At 35.0% G+C, this 13,373-nt stretch carries 15 protein-coding genes; 12 read left to right on the top strand and 3 right to left on the bottom strand.

Going from position 1 to position 13,373, the window contains the following annotated elements:
* Positions 1 to 24: 24 nt before the first annotated feature.
* Both AB3M96_RS10685 and AB3M96_RS10680 read left to right on the top strand, forming a co-directional pair.
* Positions 25 to 288 (top strand): cory-CC-star protein, encoded by a 264-nt coding sequence (locus AB3M96_RS10685; RefSeq protein ID WP_412967598.1) that lies wholly within the window; start codon positions 25 to 27, stop codon positions 286 to 288.
* Between the two features lie 13 nt (positions 289 to 301).
* Positions 302 to 1,246: an ArsA family ATPase gene (locus AB3M96_RS10680; RefSeq protein WP_412967597.1), complete on the top strand. Its 945-nt coding sequence runs from the start codon at positions 302 to 304 to the stop codon at positions 1,244 to 1,246.
* Positions 1,247 to 1,288: 42 nt separating this feature from the next.
* Here AB3M96_RS10680 and AB3M96_RS10675 read toward each other — a convergent pair whose 3' ends face one another.
* The gene (locus AB3M96_RS10675) at positions 1,289 to 1,492 is read right to left on the bottom strand and encodes a hypothetical protein (protein ID WP_412967596.1); all 204 of its coding nucleotides are present in this window, start codon (positions 1,490 to 1,492) and stop codon (positions 1,289 to 1,291) included.
* A 169-nt stretch (positions 1,493 to 1,661) separates the two neighbouring features.
* On the opposite strand from AB3M96_RS10675, the gene AB3M96_RS10670 reads away from it, so the two are divergent.
* From AB3M96_RS10670 to AB3M96_RS10660, 3 genes are all read left to right on the top strand, one after another.
* The gene (locus AB3M96_RS10670; protein WP_412967595.1) at positions 1,662 to 1,886 is read left to right on the top strand and encodes a hypothetical protein; all 225 of its coding nucleotides are present in this window, start codon (positions 1,662 to 1,664) and stop codon (positions 1,884 to 1,886) included.
* Positions 1,887 to 2,240: 354 nt separating this feature from the next.
* Positions 2,241 to 2,537: a DUF6509 family protein gene (locus tag AB3M96_RS10665; RefSeq protein WP_412967594.1), complete on the top strand. Its 297-nt coding sequence runs from the start codon at positions 2,241 to 2,243 to the stop codon at positions 2,535 to 2,537.
* 86 nt (positions 2,538 to 2,623) lie between these two features.
* Positions 2,624 to 3,556, top strand: coding sequence for a manganese-dependent inorganic pyrophosphatase (locus tag AB3M96_RS10660; protein ID WP_412967593.1), 933 nt, complete (start codon positions 2,624 to 2,626; stop codon positions 3,554 to 3,556).
* Positions 3,557 to 3,597: 41 nt separating this feature from the next.
* Here AB3M96_RS10660 and AB3M96_RS10655 read toward each other — a convergent pair whose 3' ends face one another.
* The gene (locus AB3M96_RS10655) at positions 3,598 to 4,188 is read right to left on the bottom strand and encodes a guanylate kinase (protein ID WP_412967592.1); all 591 of its coding nucleotides are present in this window, start codon (positions 4,186 to 4,188) and stop codon (positions 3,598 to 3,600) included.
* Between the two features lie 653 nt (positions 4,189 to 4,841).
* Here AB3M96_RS10655 and desA point away from each other — a divergent pair.
* From desA to AB3M96_RS10625, 6 genes are all read left to right on the top strand, one after another.
* A complete protein-coding gene (desA, locus tag AB3M96_RS10650; RefSeq protein WP_412967591.1) occupies positions 4,842 to 5,879 on the top strand; it encodes a Delta(5) desaturase DesA in 1,038 nt (345 codons plus the stop codon).
* Positions 5,880 to 5,980: 101 nt separating this feature from the next.
* The gene (locus AB3M96_RS10645; protein WP_412967590.1) at positions 5,981 to 7,114 is read left to right on the top strand and encodes a sensor histidine kinase; all 1,134 of its coding nucleotides are present in this window, start codon (positions 5,981 to 5,983) and stop codon (positions 7,112 to 7,114) included.
* Positions 7,111 to 7,710 (top strand): response regulator, encoded by a 600-nt coding sequence (locus AB3M96_RS10640; protein ID WP_412967589.1) that lies wholly within the window; start codon positions 7,111 to 7,113, stop codon positions 7,708 to 7,710. Before AB3M96_RS10645 ends, AB3M96_RS10640 begins: the two co-directional genes overlap by 4 nt.
* Before the next feature lie 11 nt (positions 7,711 to 7,721).
* The gene (locus AB3M96_RS10635; protein ID WP_412967588.1) at positions 7,722 to 8,027 is read left to right on the top strand and encodes a hypothetical protein; all 306 of its coding nucleotides are present in this window, start codon (positions 7,722 to 7,724) and stop codon (positions 8,025 to 8,027) included.
* A 291-nt stretch (positions 8,028 to 8,318) separates the two neighbouring features.
* Entirely contained in the window at positions 8,319 to 10,451 is a 2,133-nt protein-coding gene (locus AB3M96_RS10630; RefSeq protein WP_412967587.1) for a YhgE/Pip family protein, read from the top strand.
* Positions 10,452 to 10,623: 172 nt separating this feature from the next.
* A complete protein-coding gene (locus AB3M96_RS10625; protein ID WP_412967586.1) occupies positions 10,624 to 11,463 on the top strand; it encodes an aldo/keto reductase in 840 nt (279 codons plus the stop codon).
* A gap of 129 nt (positions 11,464 to 11,592) precedes the next feature.
* Here the strand turns inward: AB3M96_RS10625 and AB3M96_RS10620 are convergent, their stop codons facing one another.
* Positions 11,593 to 11,748, bottom strand: coding sequence for a hypothetical protein (locus tag AB3M96_RS10620; RefSeq protein WP_412967585.1), 156 nt, complete (start codon positions 11,746 to 11,748; stop codon positions 11,593 to 11,595).
* A 225-nt stretch (positions 11,749 to 11,973) separates the two neighbouring features.
* On the opposite strand from AB3M96_RS10620, the gene AB3M96_RS10615 reads away from it, so the two are divergent.
* Positions 11,974 to 12,951 carry a polymer-forming cytoskeletal protein gene (locus AB3M96_RS10615; protein WP_412967584.1) on the top strand — a complete coding sequence of 326 codons (978 nt, stop codon included), beginning with the start codon at positions 11,974 to 11,976 and terminating at the stop codon, positions 12,949 to 12,951.
* The last annotated feature ends 422 nt before the right edge of the window (positions 12,952 to 13,373 follow it).

The raw sequence follows: 13,373 nt of genomic DNA, 5'->3' as shown, positions 1-13,373 counted from the left end.
TAGAAATTCAAGAGGGTGTCATAAATGAAAGGGATGGAATCTTTAAAGAAATTGCTGCAATTGTACGATGAAATCTTATCAGTTAACCATCGTACAGAGATTGCTAGAGAATTACGTGATGAGGATGACTTGTTTTTGCTATTATGTTTATCTGAAACACTGGGCCTTCCAAATCCTGCATTCTATTACACATTAGAGTTATATCCTTATATTATAGAGAAGTTTCATGAATGGCATTTACGTATGGGGATGGAAAAGTCTCCTCTGACAGGAATACGGTGTTGTTAATGGAGGTAACGTTATGATTGGAGAAAAAAGAGTATTATTTGTAGGTGGTAAGGGAGGAGTAGGAAAGTCCACTAGTGCAGCTGCACTTGCTCTTTTACATGCTCAGGAAAAAAAGAAAACTCTGCTTGTGTCAACTGATCCAGCACATAATGTTGGTGATATTTTTCATAAATCGTTAAAAAACCACGCTATTGAAGTTTATCCAGGTTTGGATGCAATAGAAATCGATCCAACCTTAGAATCTAAAAAATACATTAATACTGTGAAGGAGAATATACAAGGTGTTGTTAGTTCTCATATGCAGGAGGAAGTAAACCGGCAGATTGATGCAGCAAGTTCTTCTCCAGGCGCAGAAGAGGCAGCCTTGTTTGACCGTATTGTTTCTATTATTCTAGATGATGCAGTAAATTACGATACAATTATTTTCGATACGGCACCAACCGGTCATACCATTCGGCTTTTAACATTACCTGAATTAATGAGTGTATGGATTGACGGAATGTTGGATCGTCGTAAGAAGCGAAACGAAACATATACACAGCTGTTGAATGATGGGGAACCGATCGAGGATCCTATTTTTAAAGTCCTACAACGAAGAAAGGAGCGATTTGCTAAGGTACGGAATATATTGTTAGATAACAAACAGACAGGGTTCTTGTTTATACTTAATCCAGAACGATTACCTATAATAGAAACAGCAAATGCGATTAAGCTACTTGGAAAACATCATTTAGAGGTGAACACCCTGTTTATCAATAAGGTACTAACTCAGGATATTGAAGGGGAGTTTTGGAGAAAACGCAAGGAAACCGAAAAAGAATATATTTCTCAGATTGAAAAGGAGTTTACTAAGCAGCAAAAATACTATATTCCATTATTTGAAACAGATATTAACTCTGTCCAACTTTTAGAGGAATTTGCAGCTCACTTAAAAAACCACATGCTTTCGATCAAATAAAGAGACGACCGCTTCCATCAGTGAGGTGGTCGTCTTTGTGTTCTATGCAGTAGATTCGCCTTTTTCTTTAAGTTGAATTTTTTCCTTTTCAATTTCTATGGCCGACACAATATATGCAAACCCGTTTAAGACAAAGATCACAACATTAGACTGTACACGCTCTATCTCCCCCAGATACGTATTCAACAGAATTATAACGGAGTATATAATGACAAAAAATAAAGCAATTTTGTTAAAGACCGTCATTTGATCACAACTCCTTTAAAATGGGATTCTATACTATCATATTAATCTCTTAGGTAGTCCTATGAATTTAAATATGAACAAAATAGGGGGATATACTGTTATACTCATCCAATCACTGATTATGCTTCTACATATTTTATTGTATACAGTAGAAGGGAGTGAAGAGGATATGTCAGAAAATAATAGACGTAGAGTTATTAATGCGGATACAGTCATTATCAACGCTGATGAAGTAATTGTAATCGAAGCAAACGATCGCAGAAGACGTAAAAGAGACCATTCTGGAGATGTTGCTGGTGTAGAAGACCGCAGAAGAGATCGTGATCATGACCGAGACCGTGGTGATGTACTTGGTGTACAAGACGATGATAGAAAAAGACGTTTTCCTTGGTAAAAGGTAACTAGTGTCAGGGGTGTCCCAATCGGTATTGGGTCACCTTTTTATTTTGGAATGCAGCTCAAATTATAGCTAACGCCTATAGAAATGAAATAACGCTTATAAAACTGATTTATTGCCTATAGAAATTAATTAACGCTTATAGCATCTGAAACGTATGTAAATGAGTATGTTTTAAGAAGTTTTGGTGGGTATGGGATATAAATAAGAATTGAACTTACCAAAAGTTTCATAAAATAAACATTTCCACTCAATAATTAGAAATATTTTCACGAAAAAGGAAACAATGTGTATAATAGTTACGGAGTTCTATAGGAAAGAGTTGGAACATTGAAGGGAAGGTTATAGGTTATGGAAATTGTTGAATACACAGTTGAAAAATTAAAGGACCCAACAGGAATTTTAGAAGGCGATAGATATGAATTCTTTCTAAACCTAGATATACCAGAAGATGACGATTTGTTCACAGAAAGCGGTGTTCAGCTTAAAGTTATCTATGCTGTAGACAACAAGGGGCCAAGAATTGCTTCTTATTCTTTTTTAGAAAAAGGAAACAATAAGGTGCTTGATTTTGAGCTTGAAGAAGATGAAGAAGCAATGGTACATGAGTTTTGTAAGGATCACCTTGATGAAAGTGAAAATGAATAAAATAGTTTATTGCTTTAGCAAACTTGTGTAAAATGAGAAAGTAGTTAACGATACATACTAATTTTAAGTAATAAGGAGTAATTGAAATGGAAAAAGTACTTGTTTTTGGTCATAAGAACCCAGATACTGATACAATTTGTTCTGCAATTGCTTATGCAGAGTTAAAAAAACAACTTGGCTTAGATACTGAGCCAGTTCGCTTAGGTGAAGTAAATGGTGAAACTCAATATGCGTTGGATTATTTTAAGGTTTCTGCACCTCGTTTAGTTGAGAACGTTGGGAATGAAACAAAAGCCGTAATTTTAGTTGATCACAATGAACGTCAACAAAGTGCAGACGGTCTTGAAAATGTACAAATTAAAGAAGTAATTGACCACCACCGTGTTGCAAACTTTGAGACAAGTGACCCATTATACTTCCGTGTTGAGCCAGTTGGATGTACAGCAACTATTCTCAATAAATTATATAAAGAAAATAATGTTCAAATTTCAAAAGAAACAGCTGGTTTAATGCTATCAGCCATTATTTCTGATTCGCTTCTATTTAAATCACCTACATGCACAGAAGAAGATATCACTGCTGCTAGAGAGTTAGCTGAAATTGCTGGTGTAGATGCCGACAAATATGGCTTAGATATGTTAAAAGCTGGTGCAAACGTAAGTGATAAATCAGCTGTACAACTCATTTCGTTAGATTCTAAGGAATTTTCAATGAATGGCAGCAAAGTGCAAATTGCACAGGTTAACGTTGTTGATACAGAAGAACTTCTTGCTAGAAAAGGTGAGCTTGAAGAGGAAATGAATAAGCAAATTAATGAAAATGGTTTAGATTTATTCTTACTTGTTGTTACTGATATATTAAATAACGATTCTGTAGGTGTAGCTGTAGGTTCTAAAGCAAATGCAGTTGAAAGAGCTTATAATGTTACACTTGACAATAATACTGCTTTGTTAAAAGGTGTTGTTTCTCGTAAGAAGCAAGTGGTTCCTGTACTTACTGAAGCATTTAATAGCCTATAAAAAAATGGAAGCACCGTTCTTGTGAACGGTGCTTTTTGATTTTAATAATCATCCGCAATCAATTGTCTATCTAAGTATGTTTCAATCATTTCACTAATTTGATAAGAAACCTGTGGCAAATCGTAGTTTTCATATACATGTTCACATGAAGTTTTGTATGCCATTGTTTCATCATAATGTTTCATGTGGCGAGCAATATCTTCTTCACTATCTCCGCGTTGTTTTTGGCGTTCATGGACAGTATGTCGATCAGCAAAAACAAATATACGAACTGCCTTATCTTCATACATCTTTTTTAATACTTCTGCCCCTTCAGGATTTAACGTTAAATAGACCACCTTATGTTTTTTAAATATGTTTACTATGTCAATTTCACGTATACCATAGAAATATCCATCAATTTCTACGCTTTCCAAAAATTCATTCTGCTCAATCATTTGCTGAAATGTTTCTTTGCTAATAAAGTGGTAATCTTCTCCGTTGTTTTCAAAAGGGCGGGGACTTCGGGTTGTGAATGAGGGAACGGTTTCCATATCGAATGCAGTAGCAACCATTCTAGCCAGTGTTTTTCGTCCTGATCCATCTGGACCTGTGTAAATAAAGAGCATTTCTTTATCCTTTAATTGATACATAAGTTACCTCCTTTATATAAGTTGATCTAGTAGTAAAAATATTCTGTTATTTAAGTATAGCATAAAAATGCCTAATTTTTCTATTTGATATGTTAAATTTCTGTGTATTTCTTTTAGTTTCTCTTCTAAAAGTTTGTTGTTATTTGCTTTTTCTTTCGGTGCGTATTACAAAGTTTGGTGATTTCCGCTCCTGGCATTCGCTTAGCGAGCGGTCTCACCAGACTTGTACAGGACAAGCAATGCTTCGACGACATAATTAACGTACGGAGCAAATGTACAGCATTTTTTGGAGTCTGGTTTGCTATGCGCTCCAATCACCCATGTGAAAATATATTTTAAAAAGATTAATTTCCCTTCAGAAAGGTAAAAAAGCAATAAATCCAATAAAATAGTTGCTTTCTATTTTCTAAATCCACAAACACATATGACATTTATCATATAAATCACATGACACTCATGTCTACCTTTTTCTTTTTTACTTCGTTAACATTATGGTAGTAGTAAAAAAACCGGCAATTTATGTGCCACGCAGCTTTAATAGACCAGAGTTTTATTGTCCTTGGTTCCTATTGAAAAGTTGCGATTGTAGTTCCACTTTATAAGGATAAAAATATACGTATTATCCTAAAAGTTAAAGAAAGGAATGGGATTTAATGAACAATCTAGATCACAAAAGCTTACGAAAACAAGTCGCTCCTTTTGAAAAATCTAATTTGAGGGCAAGTATTTGGCAATTAATTAATACATTGCTACCGTTTTTACTTCTATGGGTACTTGCGTATAAAGCTTTAGAAATTTCTTATCTTTTAACCTTTATCATTAGTTTGGTAGCAGCAGGGTTTCTTGTAAGGATGTTTATCATTTTTCATGATTGCTGTCACAATTCTTTTTTCAAGAATAGGACTGCAAATAAAGTTATTGGGACATTTTTTGGGATGTTAACTTTATTCCCATATAGTAAATGGGGGCATGATCATGCTATCCATCATGCAACAAGTTCAAATCTCGATAAGCGTGGTACTGGTGATATTTGGGTTCTTACGGTTGAAGAATATTTAGAGGCTTCCATTTGGAAAAGACTTGCATACCGTATCTACAGAAATCCATTTGTGATGTTTGTATTAGGACCAATCTATGTATTTCTTATTGAAAATCGATTTAATAAAAGACGCGCTAAATCAAAAGAACGCCTTAACACATATCTAACAAATGTAGGGATCGTTGTTCTTGCTGCTCTTGTATCATGGGCGGTTGGTTGGCAGGCATTCCTTATTGTACAAGGAACAATTTTCATGATCTCTGGAACCGCTGGAGTTTGGTTGTTCTATGTCCAGCATACGTTTGAGGACACATATTGGGAAGAAGATGAAAATTGGGAATATGTAAGAGCTGCAGTTGAAGGTAGTTCGTTTTACAAACTTCCAAAGCCACTTCAATGGCTTACTGGAAACATCGGCTATCACCATGTGCACCATCTTAGCCCAAGAGTTCCCAATTATAAGTTAGAGGAAGTTCATAACCAAACAGCTCCTCTACAAAATGTGCCAACAATTACCCTGAAAACAAGTCTAAAGTCCTTGAAATTCCGTTTATGGGATGATCAAAACAAGGTTTTCCTTGGCTACAAGGATATTAAAGAGTTAGTGTCAGAACAAAAGAGTATGAAAAAAATCCCCAGCTTAGAAAAATAAGCTGGGTTTTTAACGACCTGGTATTATTTTTAATTATTACCTGTTTGTACCATATTATGATATGATACAAATTAACTTAAGGCAAAAAGAGGAATCTATCTATGAAAAGGTACTTAATGTTTCAAAAGGGGTCGGGTATTTCACCATATATATGGACGGTTTTTAGTATATTACCTTTCTATTTTATTTTTCAATCATCCTCGACGCCCGAAATTATTATAGGAATTACATTAACAATTATATTTTTTATATCACTAAGATTCGCATTTGCATCAAAAAGTTGGCCGGTTTACCTGTGGACATCAATTCTTATAGCAATTTCACTAACCATGACGATTCTTTTTCAATTTATTTATTTTGCATTTTATATAGCGTATTATAATGGAAATATACGAAATCGTGCAGCCTTTTTAACGTTATATATCATTCATTTGATCAGTACTACGTTTTCAATTAACTATAATCTTGTTTTACAGGACGCCCTCTTTTTAAAGCAACTGCCGTTTATTATTATTATTTGGATTAGTGTGATTCTACTGCCGTTTAATATATTTAATAAGAAGAAACAAGATCGGTTAGAAGCTCAACTTGAACATGCAAACAACCGGATTGAAGAGCTCGTAAAGCAGGAAGAACGTCAACGTATTGCAAGGGACTTACACGATACATTAGGACAAAAATTATCACTTATCGGTCTCAAAAGTGATTTGGCAAGAAAATTGATTCTAAAGGACCCAGAACAGGCCCGAAATGAATTAAAGGATGTGCAACAAACGGCTAGAACAGCACTTAATGAAGTAAGGAAAATGGTTTCTCAAATGAGAGGGATACGAGTAAAAGAAGAAATCATCCGTGTTAAGGAAATCCTTCGTGCAGCCGAAATTGAATTTGAATTTACTCAGGATGAACCATTTACAGATGTTTCTTTGTTTCATGAAAATATCATTAGTATGTGTATTAAGGAAGCAGTGAACAATGTCGTTAAACATAGCAAGGCAACACGTTGTAATATAGATATAAAACAAATTGATAATGAAATAATTGTAAAAGTTATGGATAATGGTATTGGGATAATTCCTGAAAAAGTTGTCATAAATGGACATGGCCTGCAAGGAATGAGAGAAAGATTAGAATTTGTAAATGGCAGCTTAGAGATATTATCTGATGATGGTACTACACTACTTATAAAAATACCAAATGTTAAAAAGCAAGTAGAAGTGGAGGGGCTTTTATGATACGGATAGTTATTGCAGAGGATCAACGGATGGTACTCGGTGCATTAGGTTCACTCCTTGATTTAGAAGATGATATGGAAGTTGTCGGCAAGGCGAGCGACGGAGAGGAAGCTATTTCTTTAGTTAAAAAGCTTACACCAGATATTTGTATCATGGACATTGAAATGCCACGAAAGACTGGCCTTGATGCAGCAGAAGAAATTAAGAGCTTGGACTGTAAAGTTATCATTCTAACAACTTTTGCTCGTACTGGTTATTTTCAGCGTGCATTAAAAGCTGGCGTAAGAGGATATCTGTTAAAAGATAGTCCAAGTGAAGAATTGGCCGATTCCATTCGAACTGTTATGAGTGGAAAACGAGTATACGCTCCTGAATTAATGGACGACCTTTATTCTGAAGAAAACCCGTTAACTGAGCGTGAATTAGAGGTTCTCGAGCTTGTGGCAGATGGAAAAAATACAAAAGAAATCGCAGACGAACTTAGAATTAAAGCTGGAACTGTCCGAAACTATATATCTACAATATTAGATAAGTTAGAAGTAAAAAATCGGATAGAGGCGATCACACAGTCCAAGGAAAAGGGATGGTTTAAGTAAGGGGGAGAGAGATGAGTTTTGAGAATGTTCGAATTGCTCTTCAGAATGCAATGGACGATTGGGGAATGATGCAAAAAACAGTTGGTGATGAGGGTGCAGACTGGGCAGAAAGATTTGAACGTGATTTTTATGTGTTTATAGAAGAATTTGAAAAATGGTTTACATTGCTTGATGAAAAACCAAAAACCATAGAAGAGGCTGAAAAGGTAACTGAAATACAAGAGGTTCAAACAAAGTTACCTGGACCTTTGCAACTGAATTTTGAAATGGAACTTGAACGAATTGTAGATGGAAAAACTGATTATTGGTTTGATTAGAAAGTGATTCACTTAACTGAATCACTTTTTTTAATGCTACTAAGTAATATAGAGGTGTTTCAAGTAAGTTACGTAACCGTTTGTCGCTAATTCTATTTATATATTTAACCTACTACTAAGTCTATAAATGCCTACTTCTTTAGTGAATAAAGTATTACTCCCAAATTAGTAAATTACCTCATTTTAAAAGATTTAGCTATATATGTTTCATAATTCATAATATTATGATTACTATAGCAGTAATGAATAAGTATTCATTTTTAAAAATCTTTTTTATGGAGGTGTTTATACATGGGATTACGTAAGCTGATTTCTACTGAATTCGCCAAGTTAACAGCTAACAAAGCTATTTTAGCATCTATTATACTTGCGCTTTTAGTACCTTTTGTCTACGGAGGAATCTTATTATCACCAAAATGGAGCCCATATGATAACTTATCAAATCTTCCGGTAGCAGTTGTTAACAATGATAAAGGGGCAATTAATGGTGAAGAGCCATTACATGTTGGGAACCAATTGGTTGATAGTTTAAAGGGAAGCGAATCGCTTGGGTGGGATTTTGTTGATTCAAGTAAAGCCATGCGCGGACTTCAAAACAATGATTATTATATGGTTGTTGTCATACCAGAAGATTTCTCACAGAGGGTTACAACTGTTATGGATGCAGACCCGAAAAAGCTGGAATTAGAGTATATTCAGAATGAAGGTCTAAACTTTTTAGCATCACAAGTTACCAATAGTGCTACGGAAAAAATCCGAGAAACGTTGGCGAACACAATTACTGCGCAATATACTTCACAAGTATTTAATAGTTTGGATGAAGTGGCAGAAGGTTTTGAAAAAGCTGCGGAAGGATCGGAACAATTAGCAGATGGAACAACACAACTCCACACAGGAACAAGTGAACTAAACCAATCAGTTACAGAAAAAATGTCTGACATTTCAAGGCTTGCTGATGGAACAAAGGAACTAAAGGCAGGAACTTCATTATTATTAGATAATCTACAAGGTAAATCAGGAGATATCTCAAAACTAGCTGATGGATCAAAAGAATTACATGAAGGTTTAGTAAGTCTTAATAAAGGTACAAATGATCTTTTAGATGGTCTATTAGCAGCTGAAAAAGGCAGCAAAGATTTAGTAGACGGTATTAATGGACGATTGGTAGATGGAAGTAGAAGTGTTGCGGATGGAACCATCGCAGTTAAGGATGGGGCAGCTGCATTAGCTGAAGGTGCCCAAAAGCTAGTAGATGGGTTAGAGTCTTACCGGAATGTGAATGTTACAGTTAGAGTGGGACCGTATTATCAGCAAATAGTCGATGGAGCTAATGAAATATTAGCTGGTTTAACTAAATTATCAACTTCATCAGTTGGCTTGGCAGACGGAGCTGATAAAGTGGCTGATGGATTAGAAACTAGTGTATCGCCAGGGATTGTTAAGTTAAATAACGGGTTAAAGCAGCTAGTAAGCGGGCAAAACCAAATTGTTGATGGTGTTTTGAAACTAGAGGTTGGTGCTAAACAAATCGCTGATGGAAATTCACAAGTCCGAGCGGGTTGGACAGACTTAACAAATGGGGTAACCACTCTTGACAGTGGAGCTAGTCAAATAGCAAGCGGAAATCAAGAGGTCAATCAAGGTTGGAAAACTTTAGCTGCGGGAACAACACAACTAAATGATGGTGCTAAAAAGGTGAATGAAGGTAGTGAAGAACTTGCAACAGGTTTAAAAGATGGAGCAGAAAAGACAAGCGGTCTTAATACTGAACAGGAAAACATAGACATGTTTTCGTCACCTGTAGAACTAGTAGCCGAAAAAGTAAATGGCTATGAGTATTATCGTGACTCAACTGCACCTTATATTATTACACTAGGGTTATTCGTAGGAATCCTAATCATGTCTCTATTCATCAATTTTAAAAGGCCAGAACAGGTTTCAAGTATTCAATGGTTTACTGTAAAATTTTTAAAACTTGCATCACTTGCTATTGCTCAGGCATTTTTACTATTACTTGTTGTGTTGTTTGTTTTAAAACTAAATGTGACTAATCCTTTAGGTTTTATCTTATTTACTAATGTGGTTAGTATAATATTTGCTAGTGTAGTGCTATTCTTAGCAGCAATTGGCGGAAACATAGGGAGATTTATTGCGTTAGCATTTGTCGTTTTACAGCTTTCTATCACAGGTGCTAATTTACCGATTGAAATGCTTCCTGAAGGATTACGCAGCCTAAGTAGTTACCTGCCTTTTACTTACTCTATAGAAGGGCTAAAATCAGTAATTTCTCTAAATGATTTTGGAAATGCTATGTTCAATTTGGCCATATTAATTGGATTTGGATTAATATTTGCTACATTAACAATAGGTACATTATTAATAAAATATAGAAATCAAACGCGACAAACTGAAATCTCAATGTAAGAAGTAGAAAAAACATGTGCTAGTTCAGTACATGTTTTTCTATTTCTTTTAAAAATGTATAGCTTTCTAAAGGGCAAGTTTTGTTACTCAATTCAAACTCAGAATTTGAAAAATAATAGTTGGTATGAGAAACTATATTGGTAAAAGTTTTCATTTTTTAGGAGGATAAAAAATGGTGAAGAGTCTTCAAGAAACAACTACATTACATAATGGAGTAGTAATGCCATGGTTCGGTCTAGGTGTTTTTAAGGTTAAAGAAGGTCAAGAAGTAATTGATGCAGTTAAGGCCGCGATTAAACATGGCTATAAGAGCATTGATACAGCGGCTATTTACCAAAATGAAGAAGGTGTAGGACAAGCCATTAAAGAATCTGGCATTGCTAGAGAAGAACTATTTGTTACTTCGAAGGTTTGGAATGCTGACCAAGGGTATGAAACTACACTTCAAGCATATGAGACAAGTTTAAATAAACTAGGTCTTGATTATTTAGATTTATACTTAATTCACTGGCCTGGAAAAGATAAATACATTGAAACGTGGCGTGCATTAGAAAAATTATATCGAGACGGTCGAGTACGTGCAATCGGTGTTAGTAACTTCCATGTACATCATCTTGAAAACTTGATGAAAAACTCTGAAATAAAGCCAATGGTTAATCAAGTTGAATATCATCCTCATCTAGCTCAAGAAGAATTACGTGCATTTTGTAAAAAAGAAGGAATACAACTAGAAGCCTGGTCACCACTTAAACAAGGTCAACTATTAAGTGAACCTACTATTAATGAAATTGCAGAGAAATATAACAAGAGTGCTGCTCAAATTATTTTACGTTGGGATCTTCAAACAGAAGTTGTAACTATTCCAAAGTCTATTAAAGAACATAGAATACAAGAAAATGCGGATATTTTTGATTTTGAACTATCTCAAGAAGATATGGATAGAATAAGTGGATTAAACAAGAACGAAAGAGTAGGTTCTAACCCTGATGTAATGTCAGCAGGTTTCGAATAAAAATAGAAAAAATACACACGGGCATGATGATTATGCCGTGTGTATTTTTTAATGTATGAAACGATTCTTTATTAATTTTGGCCCTAATGTGAAAGCCATATTAGGGCAATATAGTGTCATTTTAACGAATTACTTTTTGTTAGTTTGTCTTCCGCTTTTCTTTTGGCTTTGATGCTTCGCATTTCCGATTCGATATTCAGAACCCATCTCTACATCGTTTTTATGGTCATGTTTTTCTATCTGTTCCCTTGTTTGTTCCTTGTTTTGGCGACCTTGATTAGACATAAATCATCAACTCACTTTCCTATAATCTCGGTTATAATCTACCCAAGAAAGTTTCAAATAATCATATTGAGAAATATAGAGAGATAAAAATTCAATAAGATATGAAAAAGTTCACTATTTTTTACTAAAAAGCTGCTCACTTTTTCACAGAATATCCATACGCTTTTGTTAAACGATATGATAATATTTTTTTGTGAAAGAAATCACAAACAGGAGGATACGATCATGAAAATCAAAGCATTAGCAGCATTAGCAATTTCAGCTTCATTATTAGCAGCGTGTGGAGCAGAGGAAACTGAAAAACCAGAGGAAACATCAACTGCAGCGGAAACTGCAACAGACGTAGTAACAACAGCTTCTTTAGTTAACGAAGCTGGTGCTTTTATTAATGCAGTAAGTGAAAATGGAACATGGATCATTGCAACACTAGGAGATCTTACAATAGATGAAGATGTTGTAGTAGCAGGTGAGTTTAGAGATAAAGGCGAAGCTGATGGTGACATCTACCGCAAAATAGCTTTATATGCACAAGATGAGGATCACAACATAACTGCGCAATATACACTTACTGTTCCAAAATTAACAGTACAAAGTGAAAACTTACGTATTCAAGGTGGTACTGTAAAAGGTGATGTATATATAGAAGCAAATGGATTTAATGTTCACGAGTCAGCTACTATCGATGGTAATCTTTATTTTGCAAATGAAGAAGTTAAAGCTTCAGCTGTAATTGATGGAAAAGTTACTGGGACAACAGAAGTTGCTGGAGTAGCAGATGTAGTAACAACAGCTTCGCTAGTAAATGATGCAGATGCATTCGTAAATGCAGTAAGTGAAAATGGAACATGGATTATTGCTACACTAGGAGACGTAACAATTGATAGTGAAGTCGTAATAGCAGGTGAGTTTAGAGATAAAGGAGAAGCTAGTGGTGACATCTATCGTAAAATAGGATTATATGCACAAGATGAGGATCATAATATTACAGCTAAATACACGCTAACGGTTCCAAAGTTAACCGTTCAAAGTGAAAACTTACGTATTCAAGGTGGTACGGTTAAAGGTGATGTAGTAGTTGACGCAAATGGCTTTAATCTACATGAAACAGCAACAGTTGAAGGGAATATCTATTTTGCAAATGAAGATGTAAAAGCTTCAGCTGTTATTGATGGTACTGTAACAGGAGTTGCAGAAGTAAAATAATATCTAGCAAAAGCTTAGGGATACTCTCCTTAAGCTTTATTTCATATTAGAAAATGTATTAAATGAAGGAAGTAATCCGAGTGGAATCCAATACTTAGGATTACTAAAGCGAATTTAGAAGAAAATAACAATTGATTAATAGTTTTATAGATGCTATTATAGTCAATGTCGCTTCTGACGGAGGGAACTACCAAGTTACAAACTGCGTTGTACAGCATTTTAAAAAAATGTTGACAATAAAATGAACATTATGTTACTATAAAGAAGTCGACAAAATTCGACATCGAAAAGTTCTTTGAAAACTGAACACAATACAAGCGTCAACGTTTAATTCAAGTAACAAATTATTGAGCAATCAATACTTTCTTCGGAGAGTTTGATCCTGGCTCAGGATGAACGCTGGCGGCGTGCCTAATACATGC

This window comes from Ferdinandcohnia jepli (assembly GCF_047246645.1).
GTDB lineage: Bacteria > Bacillota > Bacilli > Bacillales > Bacillaceae_L > Ferdinandcohnia.
Note: the sequence above shows the minus strand (reverse complement) of the source record. Positions and strands in the feature narration are given on the sequence as shown.

Excerpts from the sequence above, each read along its gene's own strand:
- AB3M96_RS10685 (WP_412967598.1), top strand. The coding sequence starts at position 25 with ATGAAAGGGATGGAATCTTTAAAGAAATTGCTGCAATTGTACGATGAA.
- AB3M96_RS10680 (WP_412967597.1), top strand. The coding sequence starts at position 302 with ATGATTGGAGAAAAAAGAGTATTATTTGTAGGTGGTAAGGGAGGAGTA.
- AB3M96_RS10675 (WP_412967596.1), bottom strand. The coding sequence starts at position 1,492 with ATGACGGTCTTTAACAAAATTGCTTTATTTTTTGTCATTATATACTCC.
- AB3M96_RS10670 (WP_412967595.1), top strand. The coding sequence starts at position 1,662 with ATGTCAGAAAATAATAGACGTAGAGTTATTAATGCGGATACAGTCATT.
- AB3M96_RS10665 (WP_412967594.1), top strand. The coding sequence starts at position 2,241 with ATGGAAATTGTTGAATACACAGTTGAAAAATTAAAGGACCCAACAGGA.
- AB3M96_RS10660 (WP_412967593.1), top strand. The coding sequence starts at position 2,624 with ATGGAAAAAGTACTTGTTTTTGGTCATAAGAACCCAGATACTGATACA.
- AB3M96_RS10655 (WP_412967592.1), bottom strand. The coding sequence starts at position 4,188 with ATGTATCAATTAAAGGATAAAGAAATGCTCTTTATTTACACAGGTCCA.
- desA (WP_412967591.1), top strand. The coding sequence starts at position 4,842 with ATGAACAATCTAGATCACAAAAGCTTACGAAAACAAGTCGCTCCTTTT.
- AB3M96_RS10645 (WP_412967590.1), top strand. The coding sequence starts at position 5,981 with ATGAAAAGGTACTTAATGTTTCAAAAGGGGTCGGGTATTTCACCATAT.
- AB3M96_RS10640 (WP_412967589.1), top strand. The coding sequence starts at position 7,111 with ATGATACGGATAGTTATTGCAGAGGATCAACGGATGGTACTCGGTGCA.
- AB3M96_RS10635 (WP_412967588.1), top strand. The coding sequence starts at position 7,722 with ATGAGTTTTGAGAATGTTCGAATTGCTCTTCAGAATGCAATGGACGAT.
- AB3M96_RS10630 (WP_412967587.1), top strand. The coding sequence starts at position 8,319 with ATGGGATTACGTAAGCTGATTTCTACTGAATTCGCCAAGTTAACAGCT.
- AB3M96_RS10625 (WP_412967586.1), top strand. The coding sequence starts at position 10,624 with ATGGTGAAGAGTCTTCAAGAAACAACTACATTACATAATGGAGTAGTA.
- AB3M96_RS10620 (WP_412967585.1), bottom strand. The coding sequence starts at position 11,748 with ATGTCTAATCAAGGTCGCCAAAACAAGGAACAAACAAGGGAACAGATA.
- AB3M96_RS10615 (WP_412967584.1), top strand. The coding sequence starts at position 11,974 with ATGAAAATCAAAGCATTAGCAGCATTAGCAATTTCAGCTTCATTATTA.